This is a genomic window from Exiguobacterium sp. AB2 (assembly GCF_000696055.1).
In the GTDB taxonomy this organism is placed as follows: Bacteria; Bacillota; Bacilli; order Exiguobacteriales; family Exiguobacteriaceae; genus Exiguobacterium; species Exiguobacterium alkaliphilum.
In genome coordinates this window covers 15,267-29,451 of the sequence record NZ_JNAA01000044.1, presented here as the reverse complement: position 1 = coordinate 29,451, position 14,185 = coordinate 15,267, and the positions used below count along the sequence as shown (strand labels likewise).

Sequence of the window (14,185 nt, the reverse complement as noted above, 5' to 3'; positions counted from 1 at the left end):
AAGAGGAGATGACGACATGGACGAGTTGAAGACGTTGAAAGAGTTGGAGAAGCAACTGAAATCGTATATGGAGCGCAAGGGATTCGACGGGGACGACGAGCTGTGGCACTTGATCCAGACGCTCGAAGAGGACGTGCACATTGCAGAAGAAGAGGAGAGATGGGCATGATTTTATCAGAGCAGACGTTTATCGAGTTGGCAGGCAAGCAGGAAGTATTGGACGCGAAGATCAAGGCGGCGAACAACGTGACGGATTTGCCGCTCCGGCGGATTGAATTATATTACCGCATCGAGTTGGCCGAGTGTTTGAACGAGTTGAAGGGAGACTTCAAACACTGGAGCAACAAGCCCATGCGACGAGAGGCGTTTATCGAGGAATTGGTGGATGCGCTGCATTTTTACTTGAGTTATGTGAATCATATGGCAGAAAGCTACGATGCACAAGACGATATGCCCGGATATTATCAAGAGGAATATCGTTATCTTGAAGAGGGGTATCGCTTTTATGTCGATGTGCTGCTCGATGACGAGGAGAGATGTTTGAAAGAAACGCCAAAACACGAAATCGCCATTTCAATCATTACAGACATGAATTTTTACAGTTCGTTTGCGAAACTACTTTATCTTGCGGAAAGTTATGGAATCAAAGAACAGGACATCATCGACGCGTACAAGCGCAAGAACGATATTAACCACGAACGCAGTGACTCGGGGGTGTACTGATGCAACTGGACACACAAGCGACACTCAACGTCTTGATCGAGCGCAACCGACGCATCGCGGGGTACGAGCACAACTGCGACTGCGGACGAGCGGTGACCGTGGAGCAACCGGACCTCTTCGGAGGGAGCAAGGGCTATTGCCAGGCGTGCTATGACGAATTGGGAGGGGACGGGGAATAACGAGGACAAAACGGGAACAAAATGGGAACAATCCGGCGCATTAGATGAAGTAAGATGAAAGAGTAGAGGACTCGGAGACGTTCCCAACCACCGACGAAAACGGACGCTCCGAGGACTCGCAATATGCACGGTGGCGGAATAGGTAGACGCAAAAGGTAGCACGAGACGTTTCGGGTAGGATGTGAACCGCCGATGACCCGATTAACCCGTGTATGCAGGGTGCAAATCCTTGCCCGTGTTATTCACCAAGCAGGCGGGACAGACTCGCCCACATTGGCTGCATAGCCGATTAGATGCAAAACCCCAGAAGCCCTCGGGGTTGGCTACCGCCGGCACTTAGTTGCTATCGGAGCTTACAGGTAAACGACAGGCGCCCCTCATCGGGCGTCTTTTTTGTGCCTAGAATACCGCTCGCGTGTCTATTTCCCCCAGACGTCCCCGAACGCGCGCGGCCTTGTAGACATAAGGAAAGGAGGTGAGACAGTGGGGCTTAACCCTAAGCAACAACGTTTTTGTGATGAGTATCTTGTCAGTTTGAATGCCACTCAAGCCGCTATAAAAGCGGGTTACAGTGAGAAGACCGCCGGAGCGCAAGGAAGTCGTTTGTTGAAAGATGTTAATGTTCGAAAATATATAGGGGGGAAGCAACGTGAAACCTTTCTAGAGAACACGTTGACTCGAGAGGAAGTGCTGTCTCGCCTCTCTGATATCGCCGCTGGTAAGGTGCCTGAAATTAAAGAAGTGGTTACTCGGAAAGCGGAATACATTCCGAACGAGAACGACCCAGAAGGCAAGAAGATGACGATGGTTTATAACGAGTATGCCGAGATGATTCCGTTGCCTACAAAGAACAGCGATCGGAACAAGGCGCTTGAATTGCTGGGGCGTCATTACGCGTTGTTCACTGACCGTAAAGAGGTGGAGCATTCAGGTGCTGTCCAATTCATTGACGACATCGGTGGCGATGATGGATGAACGTAAAGCAAATCCGCTTGTCCGAGTTGCTACCACCGGCGTTTCATAACTCATGGTGCGCGTCCATCAACCCTGACGTCCTCAACGTCGTCGAAAAGGGTGGTCGTGGCTCTGGTAAGTCTTCGGACATCGCGCTCATCATGACACAATTGCTCATGCGGTACGCTGTCAATGCGGTCGGGATACGGAAAGTCGACAACACGATTGAACTCTCCATCTTTGAGCAAATGAAATGGGCCATCGAGGAGTCGGGTGTCTCGCATCTGTTCAAGGTGAACAAAAGCCCGATGCGCATCACTTACAAACCGCGCGGGAATTACATGGTGTTCCGCGGTGCGCAGGACCCGAACCGCATCAAGTCGCTCAAATCTGCTAACTTCCCGTTCGCCTTCGCATGGATCGAGGAGCTTGCCGAGTTCAAAACCGAAGATGAGGTCACGACCATCACCAACTCCCTGTTACGCGGCGAGTTGCCTGATGGTCTTTTCTATAAGTTCTTCTTCTCCTACAACCCACCGAAACGAAAACAGTCGTGGGTGAACAAGAAGTACGAGAGTGTCTTACAGCCCGCGAACACGTTTGTGCATCACTCGACGTACCTCGACAACCCGTTCATATCGAAACAGTTCATCGAGGAGGCGGAGACGATGCAGGCGCGGAATCTGTTCCGCTATCGCTGGGAATACCTAGGCGAACCGATTGGCTCGGGCGTCGTGCCGTTCAACAACCTTACATTCCGCTCCATCACCGACGACGAGGTTCGTAGCTTCGACAATATCCGTCAAGCGCTCGACTTCGGGTATGCGACGGATCCGCTCGCATTCGTCCGTCTCCACTATGACAAGACAAGGCGTCGCGTCTATGTCTTGGATGAGCGGTACGGCGTCAAGATCAGTAACCGTGAGATAGCGGAATGGATGCATTCCAAGGGATACCATCTGGCTGACACGACCGCCGACTCGGCTGAACCGAAATCGATTGACGAGTTGAAAACGCTCGGTGTCAAACGGATACGCGGTGCCAAGAAAGGACCCGACAGCGTCGAGTATGGCGAGCGTTGGTTGGACGACTTAGAAGAAATCATCATCGACCCGAGACGGACACCGAACACGGCACGAGAGTTCGAGAACATCGACTATCAGACCGACCGTGATGGTAACCCGAAGCCGCGGCTCGAGGACAAGGATAATCACAGCATCGACGCAATCCGCTATGCATTAGAAGCCGACATGAAGGCGAGAACGTTCGTCGTCGGCAAATCCATCACACGATAAGGAGGTGGTCGAGTGGACTACCAATACGAGTTAGACGCCATCCGAAAGGACGGCATCACGATCGACATCATCAAGCGACTCATCGAGAAACATGAGGGCCGCGCCGTTGAGATGAAACGACTCTACGAGCGGTACATGCAAAAGAACGTGCCAATCCAGTCGCGAGACTTGGATGACCCGATGAAGGTCAACAACAAGATTGCGAACGACTTCATGGGCGAAATCGTCGACACGAAAGTCGGGTTTTTCGCTGGGGTGCCGGTCACCTACAACTACGAGGACGACACGCCCATCGTCAACGACGCCATGCAAGCGTTCATCAACCGCAACCGCGTGGCCGATCTTGACGCCGAGGTGACGAAGTGGGCAGCCATCACCGGATATGGGGCACGGCTGCTCTATCTCGACTTGGATGGTGAACCACGAGCGGTCAACGTGCCACCGTGGGAGGTCATCTTCCTTGGCGACCTCGGAATCGACGAGCCTGAATATGCGCTCCGCTACTACACGTTTGAGACAGCGGACAAACCGAAAGTGCGAGCCGAGTTCTATGACGGGTTTTCCTACGCCACGTTCGAAGGCGAGGATGCGAAGTCGCTCAAGCCGCTCGATGGTGTGCAGGAACACGGATTCGAGAAGTGTCCGCTGTTCGGCTTCATGAACAACGAGGAATTGCTCGGGGATGCAGTCAAGGTGCTCGACGTCATCGACGCCTATGACCGGACGTTGTCTGATGTCAACAGTGAGATTGAAGCATTCCGCTCCGCTTACCTTGCGCTCTACGGCGTCTTGCCACCAGCGGAAGGGGAAGAGGAAGAATCGTTCGCCACGGCTGGGACGCTCTATCTCGGCGAAGGACAGGACGCCAAGTTCGTCACCAAGGTCATCCAAGACGCAGCGGTCGAGAATCACTTGAACCGTCTGCATGAGAACATCTATCGACTGAGCGGGACGCCCGACCTCACGAGCGAAGGGTTCGCTTCGCAGTCCTCAGGTATCGCCATCCGATTGAAGATGACGGCGCTCGAGAACAAGACCGCGACGTTCGAGCGCAAGTTCAAGTCAGCGACTGTCCGGATGTGGGAAGTGCTCGCCGATTACTACCGCTTGAAGCGGATTGAGATTGATCCGTACAAGATTGGCATGAAGTTCACACGCAACTTACCTGTCGACCATCTGTATGAGGCACAAGTGCAAGCGGCACTCCAAGGACGTGTACCGAACGAGTACCGGTTCGCGTTACTCAGCGGCGACCACAACCCTGCTCAGATGGTGGTGGATTTCGAAGAGGAGATGGCGGGGACGCAACCGCTCGACTCCGCACTGGTGGATGAGCCGCTATGACGTGGGTTCAATTCTTCGACCTGTTGTACGAAGCGCTCACCCGAAAAGAAAAGGACGCACTGCGGAACATCCGGCGTGAATACGAGAAAGTGGCGCGAGACATCACAAGTGAGCTCGGCGCCATCTTTTCGCGTTTAGCGGACGGCAAGCTGTCGATGCAGGACGTTCGGACGGTGCGTCGCCTGCAACGCTTAGAACAACGTCTGACGGCTTCGGCGCTCCGGCTAGGTAAGTACAACCGAACGGTCATCAGCAAGCTACTCGACGAATCCTACGAGTTGTCATATGGCATGCTCGCCTATGCGCTCGACATGGCGGTGGAACGGACGCTTGAAGGCAAGTCGCCGGGGTTGCCGGAACTGTTGGCTCTGAATGACGAGAACGGCATCGAGAAGTTACGGCTCAATCAGTCGCTCGAGAAGTCGCGGGACAAGGTGACGAAAGGCATCCAGCAAGCGATTCAACAGGGATTGACCGACGGGGCGACGTTTCAGCAGACTGCGGCGTCCGTTCAACGGGTGTTCGAGATGGATTACAACCGAGCCGTCGCGATCACGGAGACGGAAGTGCATCGCATTCGTGAGAAAGGGACGAACGACAAGGCGCAGGACGCACTGCGTCAAGGCATCGTCATGAAGAAACGATGGAACAACGTCGGGGATGAACGGGTCCGTCGCTCGAACAAAGCGAACCATCGTACGTTGCAAGGGCAAGAACGTGGCTTGAAAGAGCCGTTTGACCTCGGGTTCGGCATCACCGCGCAATACCCGGGCAGTAGTGGCACGCCCCAGAATGACATCCGTTGCCGGTGCTTCGCTTCATACGAGGTCGAGGGCATCCGTGAGTTAAGTATTGCGGACAACGAACAGGCGTTGCTAAGAGATTACGAAGCATGGAAGGCGGAGTGACATGAAGCGACCTGGTAACCCGAAACAAGATACCCCGACGCAAATCATCAAGTCATTCGTCGAGGGACACATCAAGACCGCTCAGAGCGTCGTCATCATCTGGGACGACGGTGAGAAGGTGTATATGGACCACAGTGACATGACGAACAAGGACTTGTTCTTCCTCGTCGGTGCCGCTGACGCTCAGATGAAGAAAGCGTTTACGGAAGATTGATTACGCGAGCGCAAAGAATGGAGGGGACGATAATGGCGAGCAAGGATATTAAAGTGAACGTAGAACTAGAGAACGCCCGTGAATGGAAGAAGGTAGCGGCTAACGCTGAGAAAGCGCTGAAAGAGTTGCAGAAGGCGTTGGAAGCAATGGAGAAGTTTGAGTTTAAGTTCAAAGTAGGTAAGTGACAATAAACTTGCGGGTCGTATCCTCACAACGCATGACGGGGTGGCGAGCGGAACGCGAAAAGGAGCATACACATGGAAAACAACACGAATGAGACAGTCGGAACGGTGGAGACGAATACGGAGACACCGAACGCACTCACGCAAGAAGCAGTCCAAGAGATGATTGCCGCTGCACTCGCTGAGAAGGACAAGGAACTTGACCGTGTCCGCAATGAGTATGGCAAGAAGTTGAAAACGAAAGAGCAAGAATTACAGACGATCAAGACGTCCAACATGACCGAGGCCGAGAAACAAGCACAGGCGTTAGAGGACGCGCGGAACGAAATCACACAGAAAGAACGCGACTTACTCGAACGAGAAAACAAACTCTTCGCGGTAGACGCGCTCAATAAAGCCGAGATGCCGCTCACGTTCCTCGAGTTTGTGACCAGCGACTCGGAAGAGGTCACCACTAGCAAGATCGAGACGCTCAAGACGACATTCGACTCAGAGGTCCAGAAGGCAGTGGACGCCGCATTCAAAAACAAGGGGCGCACGGTCGCCAAAGGGACAGGCGGGGCAGTCACAGCGCAAGACTTCGAGAAGATGACGTATCAACAGCGTGTCGAGCTGTACAAGAACGACCCTGCGCTTTACAACACGTTGAGCGCGGGCAACTAAACCCAAAATAGAAGGAGTGTTTTTACATGGCATTAGGACAAACACGTGTGCAAGACCTCGTCGTACCTGAGGTAATGGCACAGATGATTTCAGCGTCGCTTCCGGCGGCAATCAAGTTCGCACCACTCGCAGAGGTGGACAACACTTTGGTAGGACGTCCGGGGAACACGGTGACGACTCCGAAGTTCGCCTACATCGGTCCAGCGGTTGACGTAGCGGAATACGGGGCAATTCCAATCGAGCGCATGTCGACGACGACTGCTCAAGTCACAATCAAGAAGGCTGGTAAAGGGGTTGAAATCTCGGACGAAGCGGTCTTGTCGGGATACGGTGATCCGGTAGGAGAAGCGAACAACCAACTCCGCCTCTCCATCGCGGACAAGATTGACAACGACATCTTGGCTGCCGCTCGTGCGGTGACGGCGCTTGTTGCAGGGAATGCAACGACTGAGCTCGGTGCAGCGGTTGATGAAGCGCTCGTTGCGTTCAACGAGGAAGAGTTCGGCACATCGGTCGTACTCATGGTGTCGCCAAAAGGACACGCGGCTCTCCGTCGTGATCCATTGTTCGATAACACAACAATCAAGGACGGCATCCTCATCACTGGTCAAGTCGGTCAATACCTCGGTGCACAGGTCGTTCTCTCGCGTAAACTCGCAGACGGCGAAGCATTCCTCGTCAAACAGGGTGCGTTCGGGCTTTTGATGAAACGAGACGTCGAAGTCGAGTCAGACCGCGACATCGTGCACAAGTCGACGATCATCACAGGGGACGAGCACTACGGGGCATACGTCAAGGACGACTCGAAACTCGTCAAGATCACACACAAGCCACTCGCATAAGCGGGTGGTTTTGTCGTTTAGAAGGAGGTGGGACGCATGGGAATGACAGCAATCCGCCGCTGGCGTGGTGAAGCGCCAGGGAAGTCACTGAGCGCCAAGGAATTGTTCGAACAGGAAGACAAGTCAAACGAGAAAACGAAAGCGCCAGCCAAGAAACGTGCCACGAAAAAGGACGGTGAGGACGCATGACACTCGCTGAACTGAAAGTGTACCTCGGCATCGACCCGCTCGACACGTCAGAGGACGCCATCCTGCAACTCTATCTTGAGTCCGCGATGGAGAAAGCGGTGGAATACGCGAATCGTTTCGACTGGACGGCAGAACCGCTCGTGCTCCCTGCGAGTATCGAGGAAGGCATCGTCCGATTCGTGCAAATCAAGCGCGATTTGAACGGACGCTCCGTCGGTGTGCAAGCCGAGTCCGTCGGTGGCATGTCGCAGACGTTCGTGACTAACACCAGCCAACAGGCGCTCTATGCGGACGTATTTGATTTATGGGGGGCGTATCATCGACCACCTAGCCCGTTCCGTGCCGCTCGCTATGCCCATACGCAAGGTGGTGGCGTCTGATGGCGGTGAAACGAGAAGTCGGAGACGGCAAACTCGAAGTCTATGACGAGAACATTCAGAAGGTACGCATCCTAACGGGGAAACCGGTGAAGTTATGAGAGCGCGTGTGAAAGTACGTGACCGGAACCGATTGCCTGAAGCGATTCGTACCGTCGATGGGCTGAACAAGCGCAAGATACGAGTCGGTGTGCTCGGCGGGGGGCAGGCTGCCATGATCGCGGCTGTCCACGAGTTCGGGGCGAACATTCCCGTCTCGCCACGGATGCGCGGCTATTTGGCGTCACAAGGGTTGTACCTCAAAAAAACGACCACACATATCCGCATCCCAGAACGTTCGTTCATTCGGGCGGGATGGGACCAGAACGAGCGGAAGATCATCACGAAGTATAAAGAACTGATCGGCAAGGCCATCGAGAACGGCGTCCCAGCCGATGCGTTGCTCGATGCGCTCGGACTCGAGGCGAAAGGCAAGATGCAAGAGTTTGCCCGTGACCTATCGAACCCGCCGAACAGCCCGTTCACCGTCGAGCAGAAAGGTTCAAGTAACCCGCTCGTCGACTCAGGGAATCTCATCGGCTCCATTGATTACGAAGTCGAGTAAAGGAGGGGCGTCATGCCACAGCATTATGGATTCAAACGTTTGATTAATCGCTATGCCGTCCCGTTCACGCTCGTCTCGTCTTCATCGGGCTACTATGACGACTTGGGCGAATGGGTGGACGGTGTCCCAACGGAAACCGAACTGACCGGCGCACTTGTGCCACTCCCTGCTCGAGCGGTCTACCAATCGGGCGGACGTCTTACGCAGCGTGACAGACAACTGTATAAGACGGGTGACATCATCCCGGAAGGTAGCACGGTCGTGTACAAGGGGCATCGCTACAAAGTCGAGTCGTGGACCAACCACGGGGACTATGCCGACTTTGACGCCTATCTACTGAAGAGCATGTCGAACTTTGACGAGGTGACGCCATGATTGATTACACTGCGGCGCTCACAGCGCTCACAGGACATCTCAAACAAGGAACAGGCAAAGTTATTGTCTTAGAGAACCAAAGCGCGACACAGCCCGCCTATCCATTCTGCACGTACTCGGTGCCTAGTCCGTATCTGCCACAGCGGACGGACTACATCGGGGACGCGATGGACGAGGTGGTCGAATTCGTCGTATCGCTCACATGGCACTCCAAGAGCAATATCGAAGCGATGACACTGGCCCAACAGTCCGTGCAATTGCTCAAAGCTATCGGGGGACGCCAGACGCTCGGTGATGCCGGGCTAACAGTCGTCCGTATCGACGGCTTCACGAACCGCGACACGTTCCTCACGATCGACACGGAGCGGCGTTACGGCTTCGACGTCCGATTACGGACGCACGTCAGTTCGACACGACCGCTCGACGCAATCGAGACGGTTGACATAAACACCATCAACTAAAAGGAGGCACTCACATGCCATTACAAGATGTCGTCGTACAAATCGACGTCGCACAACCGGCGCCGCGTATCGGATTGGGCACACCACTCATCCTTGCGGAGAAGGTAGGTGCGAGCACGTATAAAGAGTATGCATCCCTCACATTGTTGGCGGCTGATTTCGCCAATACGACGGACGCATACAAGAAAGCGCAAGCTATCTTCGCACAACAAGACCGCCCAGCTAAAGTCGCGGTCGCTACGTATGAAGCGGGTGAACCTGCGATTGCGTTGGAACAGCACTATAACCGAGCGTGGCACTTCGTACTCTTGGCCAACGACTTGGCAGCGGATCAACTCGATGTGGCGACACTCGTTGCAGGTAAAGACTTCAAGTTCTTCGCCGCGCAGGTATCGGACAACGCCGGGCGTGAAGCCCTCGCTGGCAAGCTTCGTACCATCATCTTCGACCACAACGTCGTCGGGGAGCATCTGGATGCGGCAGCAGTCGGTGCGCTCGGCTCACTCGAAGTCGGTAGCATCACATGGAAGTTCAAAGGTGGATTCGCCGGCATCACGGCCCGTTATCTCACGGAAGACCAGTTGACGCTCATCGAAGAAGATAACGCGATCGCCTACGTCTTTAAAGCGGGTAAAGCGCAACTCTCAGATGGCATCGACGCGGCCGGTGAATACATCGACGCGCTTCACGGGCAAGACTTCGTCAAGGTGGACATGGAGAACGAGGTGCAGAACGCGCTCCAGAACGCACCGAAAGTGCCGTATGACGCACGGGGCATCTCGCTTATCGAGGCATCCGCGACGACGACGCTTCAACGGGCGTTCGGTCAAGGCATCATCGCGCAACGTGAGGACGGGCAACCGGACTACACGATTCAAGCGCTCACACGCGACCAATCGAGCGCACAGGACCGAGCGGCACGTGTCTACAAGGGTCTATCATTCCAATTCGCATTGGCTGGGGCGATTCATCGCGTCGACCCGATCAAAGGCGAGATTCTAATCTAAGGGAGGTCCACACATGGCTAACACGTACACATATGACGCCGCACTCGTGACGCTTGTCGTCGACGGGCGCTTTATCACGGGCTTTGCCGAAGGGTCGATGGTCGAGGCCGAGAAAGACGAGGACAACTTCGACACGAAAGTCTCCGCTCAAGGAGATGTTGGCGTCGCGAAACGAAACAACTCGCTCGGTACCATCACGGTCATGCTCATGCAAGGCTCACCGGACGTCCTGTACCTCAACTCACTCGCAAACAGCGGGAAAGAAGTTGCGGTCTGGGCACAGTCGAACGGGGAGAACGCCGAGAAAGTCGGCGGCACCCGCGCCATGGTCAAGAAGCCGGCAGACGTCGAGTTCTCGGACGAGATTTCTGAACGCGAGTTCGAGTTCCAAGTCTTCGACTACACGGTCGGCGGTCAATAATGGCAACCAAAGGCGGTCGCAAGGCCGCCATTCTTTATATTCCAACGAAAAAGGAGCTTTTGCACATGTCAGCAAACCAAAATCAACAGAAGAACGTCACGATCGGTGAGAAAGAATTTACGTTACAACATCCGGGTGTCCGTGAAGCCATCAAACTACGCGGTCGCGCGAAAGACCACACAGGGCAACTTGATGAGGAGAAGTATTACGAAGAACTCATGAAGCACGTCATCGTCCAACCGAAAGTGACTTGGGAGACGGCTGAAGACTTGGGGGCATCCGACTTTAACGAATTGATTAAAGAGGCGTCACTCTTTCTTAACGGAAAAGCCTAAGCCCAAAGCCTATTACCGCAAGCAGGCGCACTCGCAATGGGCGCTCTGGCGTCTCGTCATGTCTGAGAAGTTCACCTATTCCGAAGCGATGGCAATGGACACGGACACGATGATGGAAGCCAACGCCGCTCTCGATATCTATCGAGAAGCTGAGAACAAGGCGCAGAAGAAATCTAGGAAGAAAAAGGGGTGACAGCATGGCGTTACGTGACACGGAAGTCATTATCGACATCATGGCGGACGCCGACCCGCTCCGCAATTTGAACCGCGAGATTGACGACATTACAGGCAATGCCCAAAACATGGGCGCAAGTCTCACGCAAGCCGGTCAGATGATGGCAGCTGGATTTGGTGTGGCGGGCGGTGCGATTGTCGCCGGTCTTGGTGTTGCCGTCAATACGGCGATGGATTTCGATGCCCAAATGTCGCGGACAGGTGCGATTGCTGGTGCGACAAGTAGTGAACTCGACACCTTACGGGACTCCGCTCTTGATTTGGGGGCGAGCACATCGAAATCAGCGAGCGAAGTCGCCGTGGCACAGGAGGGACTCGCCGCACTTGGGTTTACAGTCGACGACATCTTGGGTGCGATGCCTGGTGTTATCAGTGCGGCCGAGGCATCAGGTGCGGACATGGCACTCACAGCCGAGACAATGGCATCAGCCATCAACATCTTCGGTTTAGAGGCAACAGAAGCCGCACGCGTCGCGGACATCTTAGCCGAGACAGCAAACCGCTCGGCGGCGGATATCAATGACATGGGTTATGCGCTCAAGTATGCAGGACCCGTCGCGGCAAACCTTGGCGTCTCGATGGAAGAATTATCGGCGAGCATCGGGATCATGACCAACGCAGGATTAGATGGATCATCTGCCGGTACCGCTTTACGCGCAGGACTCTTGGCCCTCCTCAATCCGTCTGAAGAAAACTCGAAGATGATGCAAGCGATGGGCATCGAAATGACAGACGCCAACGGCAAGTTTATCGGGTTGTCCGGTGTCATCGAAAGCCTAGGTGTGTCCATGGAAGGTATGACCGACGCCCAGAAGACAGCGACCCTCGCGAGTCTCGTCGGGACGGAAGCATCATCCGGTTTCCTTGCCTTGATGGCAGCGGGTCCGACAGAAATCGACAAATTCACCAAGTCGCTCGAGAATAGCGCAGGGGCGTCGGATAAGGCGGCTACTGCCATGAAAGACAACTTGAAGGGTGCGGTTGATGAGATGAAGGGGTCCATCGAGACCGCTCAAATCTCAATCGGTAGCGCATTGGCTCCGGCGCTCATTGTCGTAGCGGGTGTCGTCGGAAATCTCGTCGGCGCGTTCAACTCGTTGCCGCCGAGCATACAGAGCACGATTGCAATCGGGGCGGCCCTTACCGCCGTCGTCTTCTTATTGATTGCAGGGCTCGGTGTCTTACTCATGGCAGCAGGCGGGGTCGTCACCGCAATCGCTACAATGGGCGGCGTCGCAGCTATCCTTTCGACAGCTTTGGCAGTTCTCACTTCTCCAATCACCTTGACCATCGCAGGAATCGCGGCGCTCGGTGTCGCGTTTGGTGTCCTCTGGGCGAAGTCCGAGATGTTCCGAAACGCCGTCATGACGTTGTGGTCGGCGCTTCAAGTACAGCTCACGGCAGCGCTCACGGCCGTCGTCACGTTCTTCCAAGGTATCGGTACGCAATTGCTCGCGTGGTGGCAGACGAACGGCGTCATGATTATGGCGGCCGCTCAAAATATCACCAACTACCTCGTTATGCTGTTCCAGACATGGCTTCCGATTTTCCAAGGGATTTGGTCCATCGCCACCACCATCGTGCAGTTGGCGTGGTCACTCATCACGGCGCTCATCCAAGGCGCGATTGCCGTCATCACTGGCATCATTACCTTCTTCGCGGCCGTGTTCACTGGCAACTGGTCAGCGGCGTTTGATGCCGTGGCCGGGATTGTCCAAGCCGGGCGCACGTTATGGACGACCGTCATCGATGCGGCGCTCAATGCGATTCTCGAAATCGTCACGACGGTTCTAAATACGGTGTATGAGACCTTCCAGAACATCTGGAACAACGTCACCGAATTCCTAGGCGGAATCGACCTGTACAGCATCGGCTCGGACATCATGAGCGGTCTCTTGAACGGGATTGCGGACATGGGCGAGAGCGTGTTGAAGAAAGCCCAAGAGATTGCGACGGGTATCAAAGACACGGTGGCCGGATTCCTCGGCGTTGCTTCTCCGTCTCGCGTCATGATGGAAATCGGGGCGTGGACGAGTGAGGGGATGGCAATCGGGATGGAGAAGAACATTCCAATGGTGTCTGAGTCGTCTGAGAATATTGCGGGAGCGGCGTCTTACACGCCGGAGCAGAGCGTCAACAACTCACGGACGCAAACGAGCCGGAGCATCACCTTCTCTCCACACATCACGGTACAGGGTGGCAATAATGGGCAAACACAGGACATCTCCGACGTGCTCGAGGATATGTTCTCCCGTCTCACAGAACTCTATGACACGGAGGTGGCGTACTAATGGCAAAACTAGGAGACGTAATCATTCACGTCGAGAAAGAAAATCTACAGTCATCCGTCAACGCCACCGAGTACGGTGTTGAGCAAGGTGAACCATTCACCGACCATATTGAAAAGAAACCGGATATCGTGTCCCTCTCGGTCTATCTGATTGGGGAAGACCACAAGACCCGTATGGAAAAGCTGAAAGGCTATCAACGCATCGGAAAACTCGTCAAATATGTCGGTCGTTCGGCGGTCGATAACGTCGTGATTCTCGATATCTCTCGGGATTACACAGCGGAAATCATGAATGGTGTGGCGGTTAGTGTCGTGCTCCGAAAGGTCCGAATCGCCAAAAGTCCATGGGTCAAAGCCCCGCCAAAGAAAAAACCGTCGGTCAAACCACCGACTAAAGGCGGGGAGAAGAAACCAACGCAGAAGAAGACGCGACCATCCCCCGCTACCTATCATACGGTGAAGCCAGGCGACACATACTGGGGACTTTCGAAACGCTACGGCTCATCCATCCAACAATTGCGAACATGGAATAAGTACCCGGACAGATCCATACCAATCAACGTAAAGCTACGAGTGAAATGAGGTGGT

At 54.5% G+C, this 14,185-nt stretch carries 22 protein-coding genes; all 22 read left to right on the top strand.

Annotation, left to right across the window (positions count from 1 at the left end; translation table 11 throughout):
* Positions 1–16: 16 nt before the first annotated feature.
* The gene (locus tag DI14_RS15450) at positions 17–169 is read left to right on the top strand and encodes a hypothetical protein (RefSeq protein WP_160165643.1); all 153 of its coding nucleotides are present in this window, start codon (positions 17–19) and stop codon (positions 167–169) included.
* Entirely contained in the window at positions 166–723 is a 558-nt protein-coding gene (locus tag DI14_RS06465; RefSeq protein ID WP_034806769.1) for a dUTP diphosphatase, read from the top strand. Before DI14_RS15450 ends, DI14_RS06465 begins: the two co-directional genes overlap by 4 nt.
* Positions 723–902 (top strand): hypothetical protein, encoded by a 180-nt coding sequence (locus tag DI14_RS06460; RefSeq protein ID WP_034806767.1) that lies wholly within the window; start codon positions 723–725, stop codon positions 900–902. The genes DI14_RS06465 and DI14_RS06460 overlap by 1 nt, the downstream gene beginning before the upstream one ends.
* Before the next feature lie 483 nt (positions 903–1,385).
* The gene (locus DI14_RS06455; RefSeq protein WP_034806765.1) at positions 1,386–1,877 is read left to right on the top strand and encodes a terminase small subunit; all 492 of its coding nucleotides are present in this window, start codon (positions 1,386–1,388) and stop codon (positions 1,875–1,877) included.
* Complete coding sequence (locus DI14_RS06450; protein ID WP_034806763.1) at positions 1,874–3,151, top strand: PBSX family phage terminase large subunit; 1,278 nt, start codon at positions 1,874–1,876, stop codon at positions 3,149–3,151. Before DI14_RS06455 ends, DI14_RS06450 begins: the two co-directional genes overlap by 4 nt.
* A gap of 12 nt (positions 3,152–3,163) precedes the next feature.
* Positions 3,164–4,495, top strand: coding sequence for a phage portal protein (locus tag DI14_RS06445; RefSeq protein WP_051622621.1), 1,332 nt, complete (start codon positions 3,164–3,166; stop codon positions 4,493–4,495).
* On the top strand, positions 4,492–5,403 hold the full coding sequence (locus DI14_RS15015) for a phage minor head protein (RefSeq protein WP_051622619.1): 912 nt from the start codon (positions 4,492–4,494) through the stop codon (positions 5,401–5,403). The genes DI14_RS06445 and DI14_RS15015 overlap by 4 nt, the downstream gene beginning before the upstream one ends.
* A gap of 1 nt (position 5,404) precedes the next feature.
* Positions 5,405–5,617 carry a hypothetical protein gene (locus DI14_RS06435; RefSeq protein WP_034806762.1) on the top strand — a complete coding sequence of 71 codons (213 nt, stop codon included), beginning with the start codon at positions 5,405–5,407 and terminating at the stop codon, positions 5,615–5,617.
* A gap of 32 nt (positions 5,618–5,649) precedes the next feature.
* The gene (locus tag DI14_RS15445) at positions 5,650–5,802 is read left to right on the top strand and encodes a hypothetical protein (RefSeq protein ID WP_160165642.1); all 153 of its coding nucleotides are present in this window, start codon (positions 5,650–5,652) and stop codon (positions 5,800–5,802) included.
* Between the two features lie 72 nt (positions 5,803–5,874).
* Positions 5,875–6,462, top strand: coding sequence for a DUF4355 domain-containing protein (locus DI14_RS06430; protein WP_034806760.1), 588 nt, complete (start codon positions 5,875–5,877; stop codon positions 6,460–6,462).
* Positions 6,463–6,488: 26 nt separating this feature from the next.
* Positions 6,489–7,304: a N4-gp56 family major capsid protein gene (locus DI14_RS06425; protein WP_034806758.1), complete on the top strand. Its 816-nt coding sequence runs from the start codon at positions 6,489–6,491 to the stop codon at positions 7,302–7,304.
* A gap of 36 nt (positions 7,305–7,340) precedes the next feature.
* Entirely contained in the window at positions 7,341–7,493 is a 153-nt protein-coding gene (locus DI14_RS15440; RefSeq protein WP_160165641.1) for a hypothetical protein, read from the top strand.
* Entirely contained in the window at positions 7,490–7,873 is a 384-nt protein-coding gene (locus DI14_RS06420; protein ID WP_051622617.1) for a phage head-tail connector protein, read from the top strand. The genes DI14_RS15440 and DI14_RS06420 overlap by 4 nt, the downstream gene beginning before the upstream one ends.
* A gap of 106 nt (positions 7,874–7,979) precedes the next feature.
* Positions 7,980–8,474, top strand: a complete 495-nt coding sequence (locus DI14_RS06415; RefSeq protein WP_235193415.1) for a hypothetical protein — start codon at positions 7,980–7,982, stop codon at positions 8,472–8,474.
* Positions 8,475–8,486: 12 nt separating this feature from the next.
* Complete coding sequence (locus DI14_RS06410) at positions 8,487–8,849, top strand: hypothetical protein (protein WP_034806755.1); 363 nt, start codon at positions 8,487–8,489, stop codon at positions 8,847–8,849.
* Positions 8,846–9,310 carry a hypothetical protein gene (locus tag DI14_RS06405; RefSeq protein WP_051622615.1) on the top strand — a complete coding sequence of 155 codons (465 nt, stop codon included), beginning with the start codon at positions 8,846–8,848 and terminating at the stop codon, positions 9,308–9,310. The genes DI14_RS06410 and DI14_RS06405 overlap by 4 nt, the downstream gene beginning before the upstream one ends.
* Before the next feature lie 14 nt (positions 9,311–9,324).
* Positions 9,325–10,317 (top strand): DUF3383 family protein, encoded by a 993-nt coding sequence (locus DI14_RS06400; protein WP_034806754.1) that lies wholly within the window; start codon positions 9,325–9,327, stop codon positions 10,315–10,317.
* Positions 10,318–10,330: 13 nt separating this feature from the next.
* Entirely contained in the window at positions 10,331–10,738 is a 408-nt protein-coding gene (locus tag DI14_RS06395; RefSeq protein ID WP_034806752.1) for a hypothetical protein, read from the top strand.
* Positions 10,739–10,803: 65 nt separating this feature from the next.
* Positions 10,804–11,073 (top strand): hypothetical protein, encoded by a 270-nt coding sequence (locus DI14_RS06390; RefSeq protein ID WP_034806750.1) that lies wholly within the window; start codon positions 10,804–10,806, stop codon positions 11,071–11,073.
* Positions 11,074–11,131: 58 nt separating this feature from the next.
* Entirely contained in the window at positions 11,132–11,266 is a 135-nt protein-coding gene (locus DI14_RS15675) for a hypothetical protein (protein WP_255344263.1), read from the top strand.
* Between the two features lie 4 nt (positions 11,267–11,270).
* Positions 11,271–13,598 (top strand): phage tail tape measure protein, encoded by a 2,328-nt coding sequence (locus DI14_RS15010; protein ID WP_051622613.1) that lies wholly within the window; start codon positions 11,271–11,273, stop codon positions 13,596–13,598.
* On the top strand, positions 13,598–14,179 hold the full coding sequence (locus DI14_RS06380) for a phage baseplate protein (RefSeq protein ID WP_034806748.1): 582 nt from the start codon (positions 13,598–13,600) through the stop codon (positions 14,177–14,179). Before DI14_RS15010 ends, DI14_RS06380 begins: the two co-directional genes overlap by 1 nt.
* The last annotated feature ends 6 nt before the right edge of the window (positions 14,180–14,185 follow it).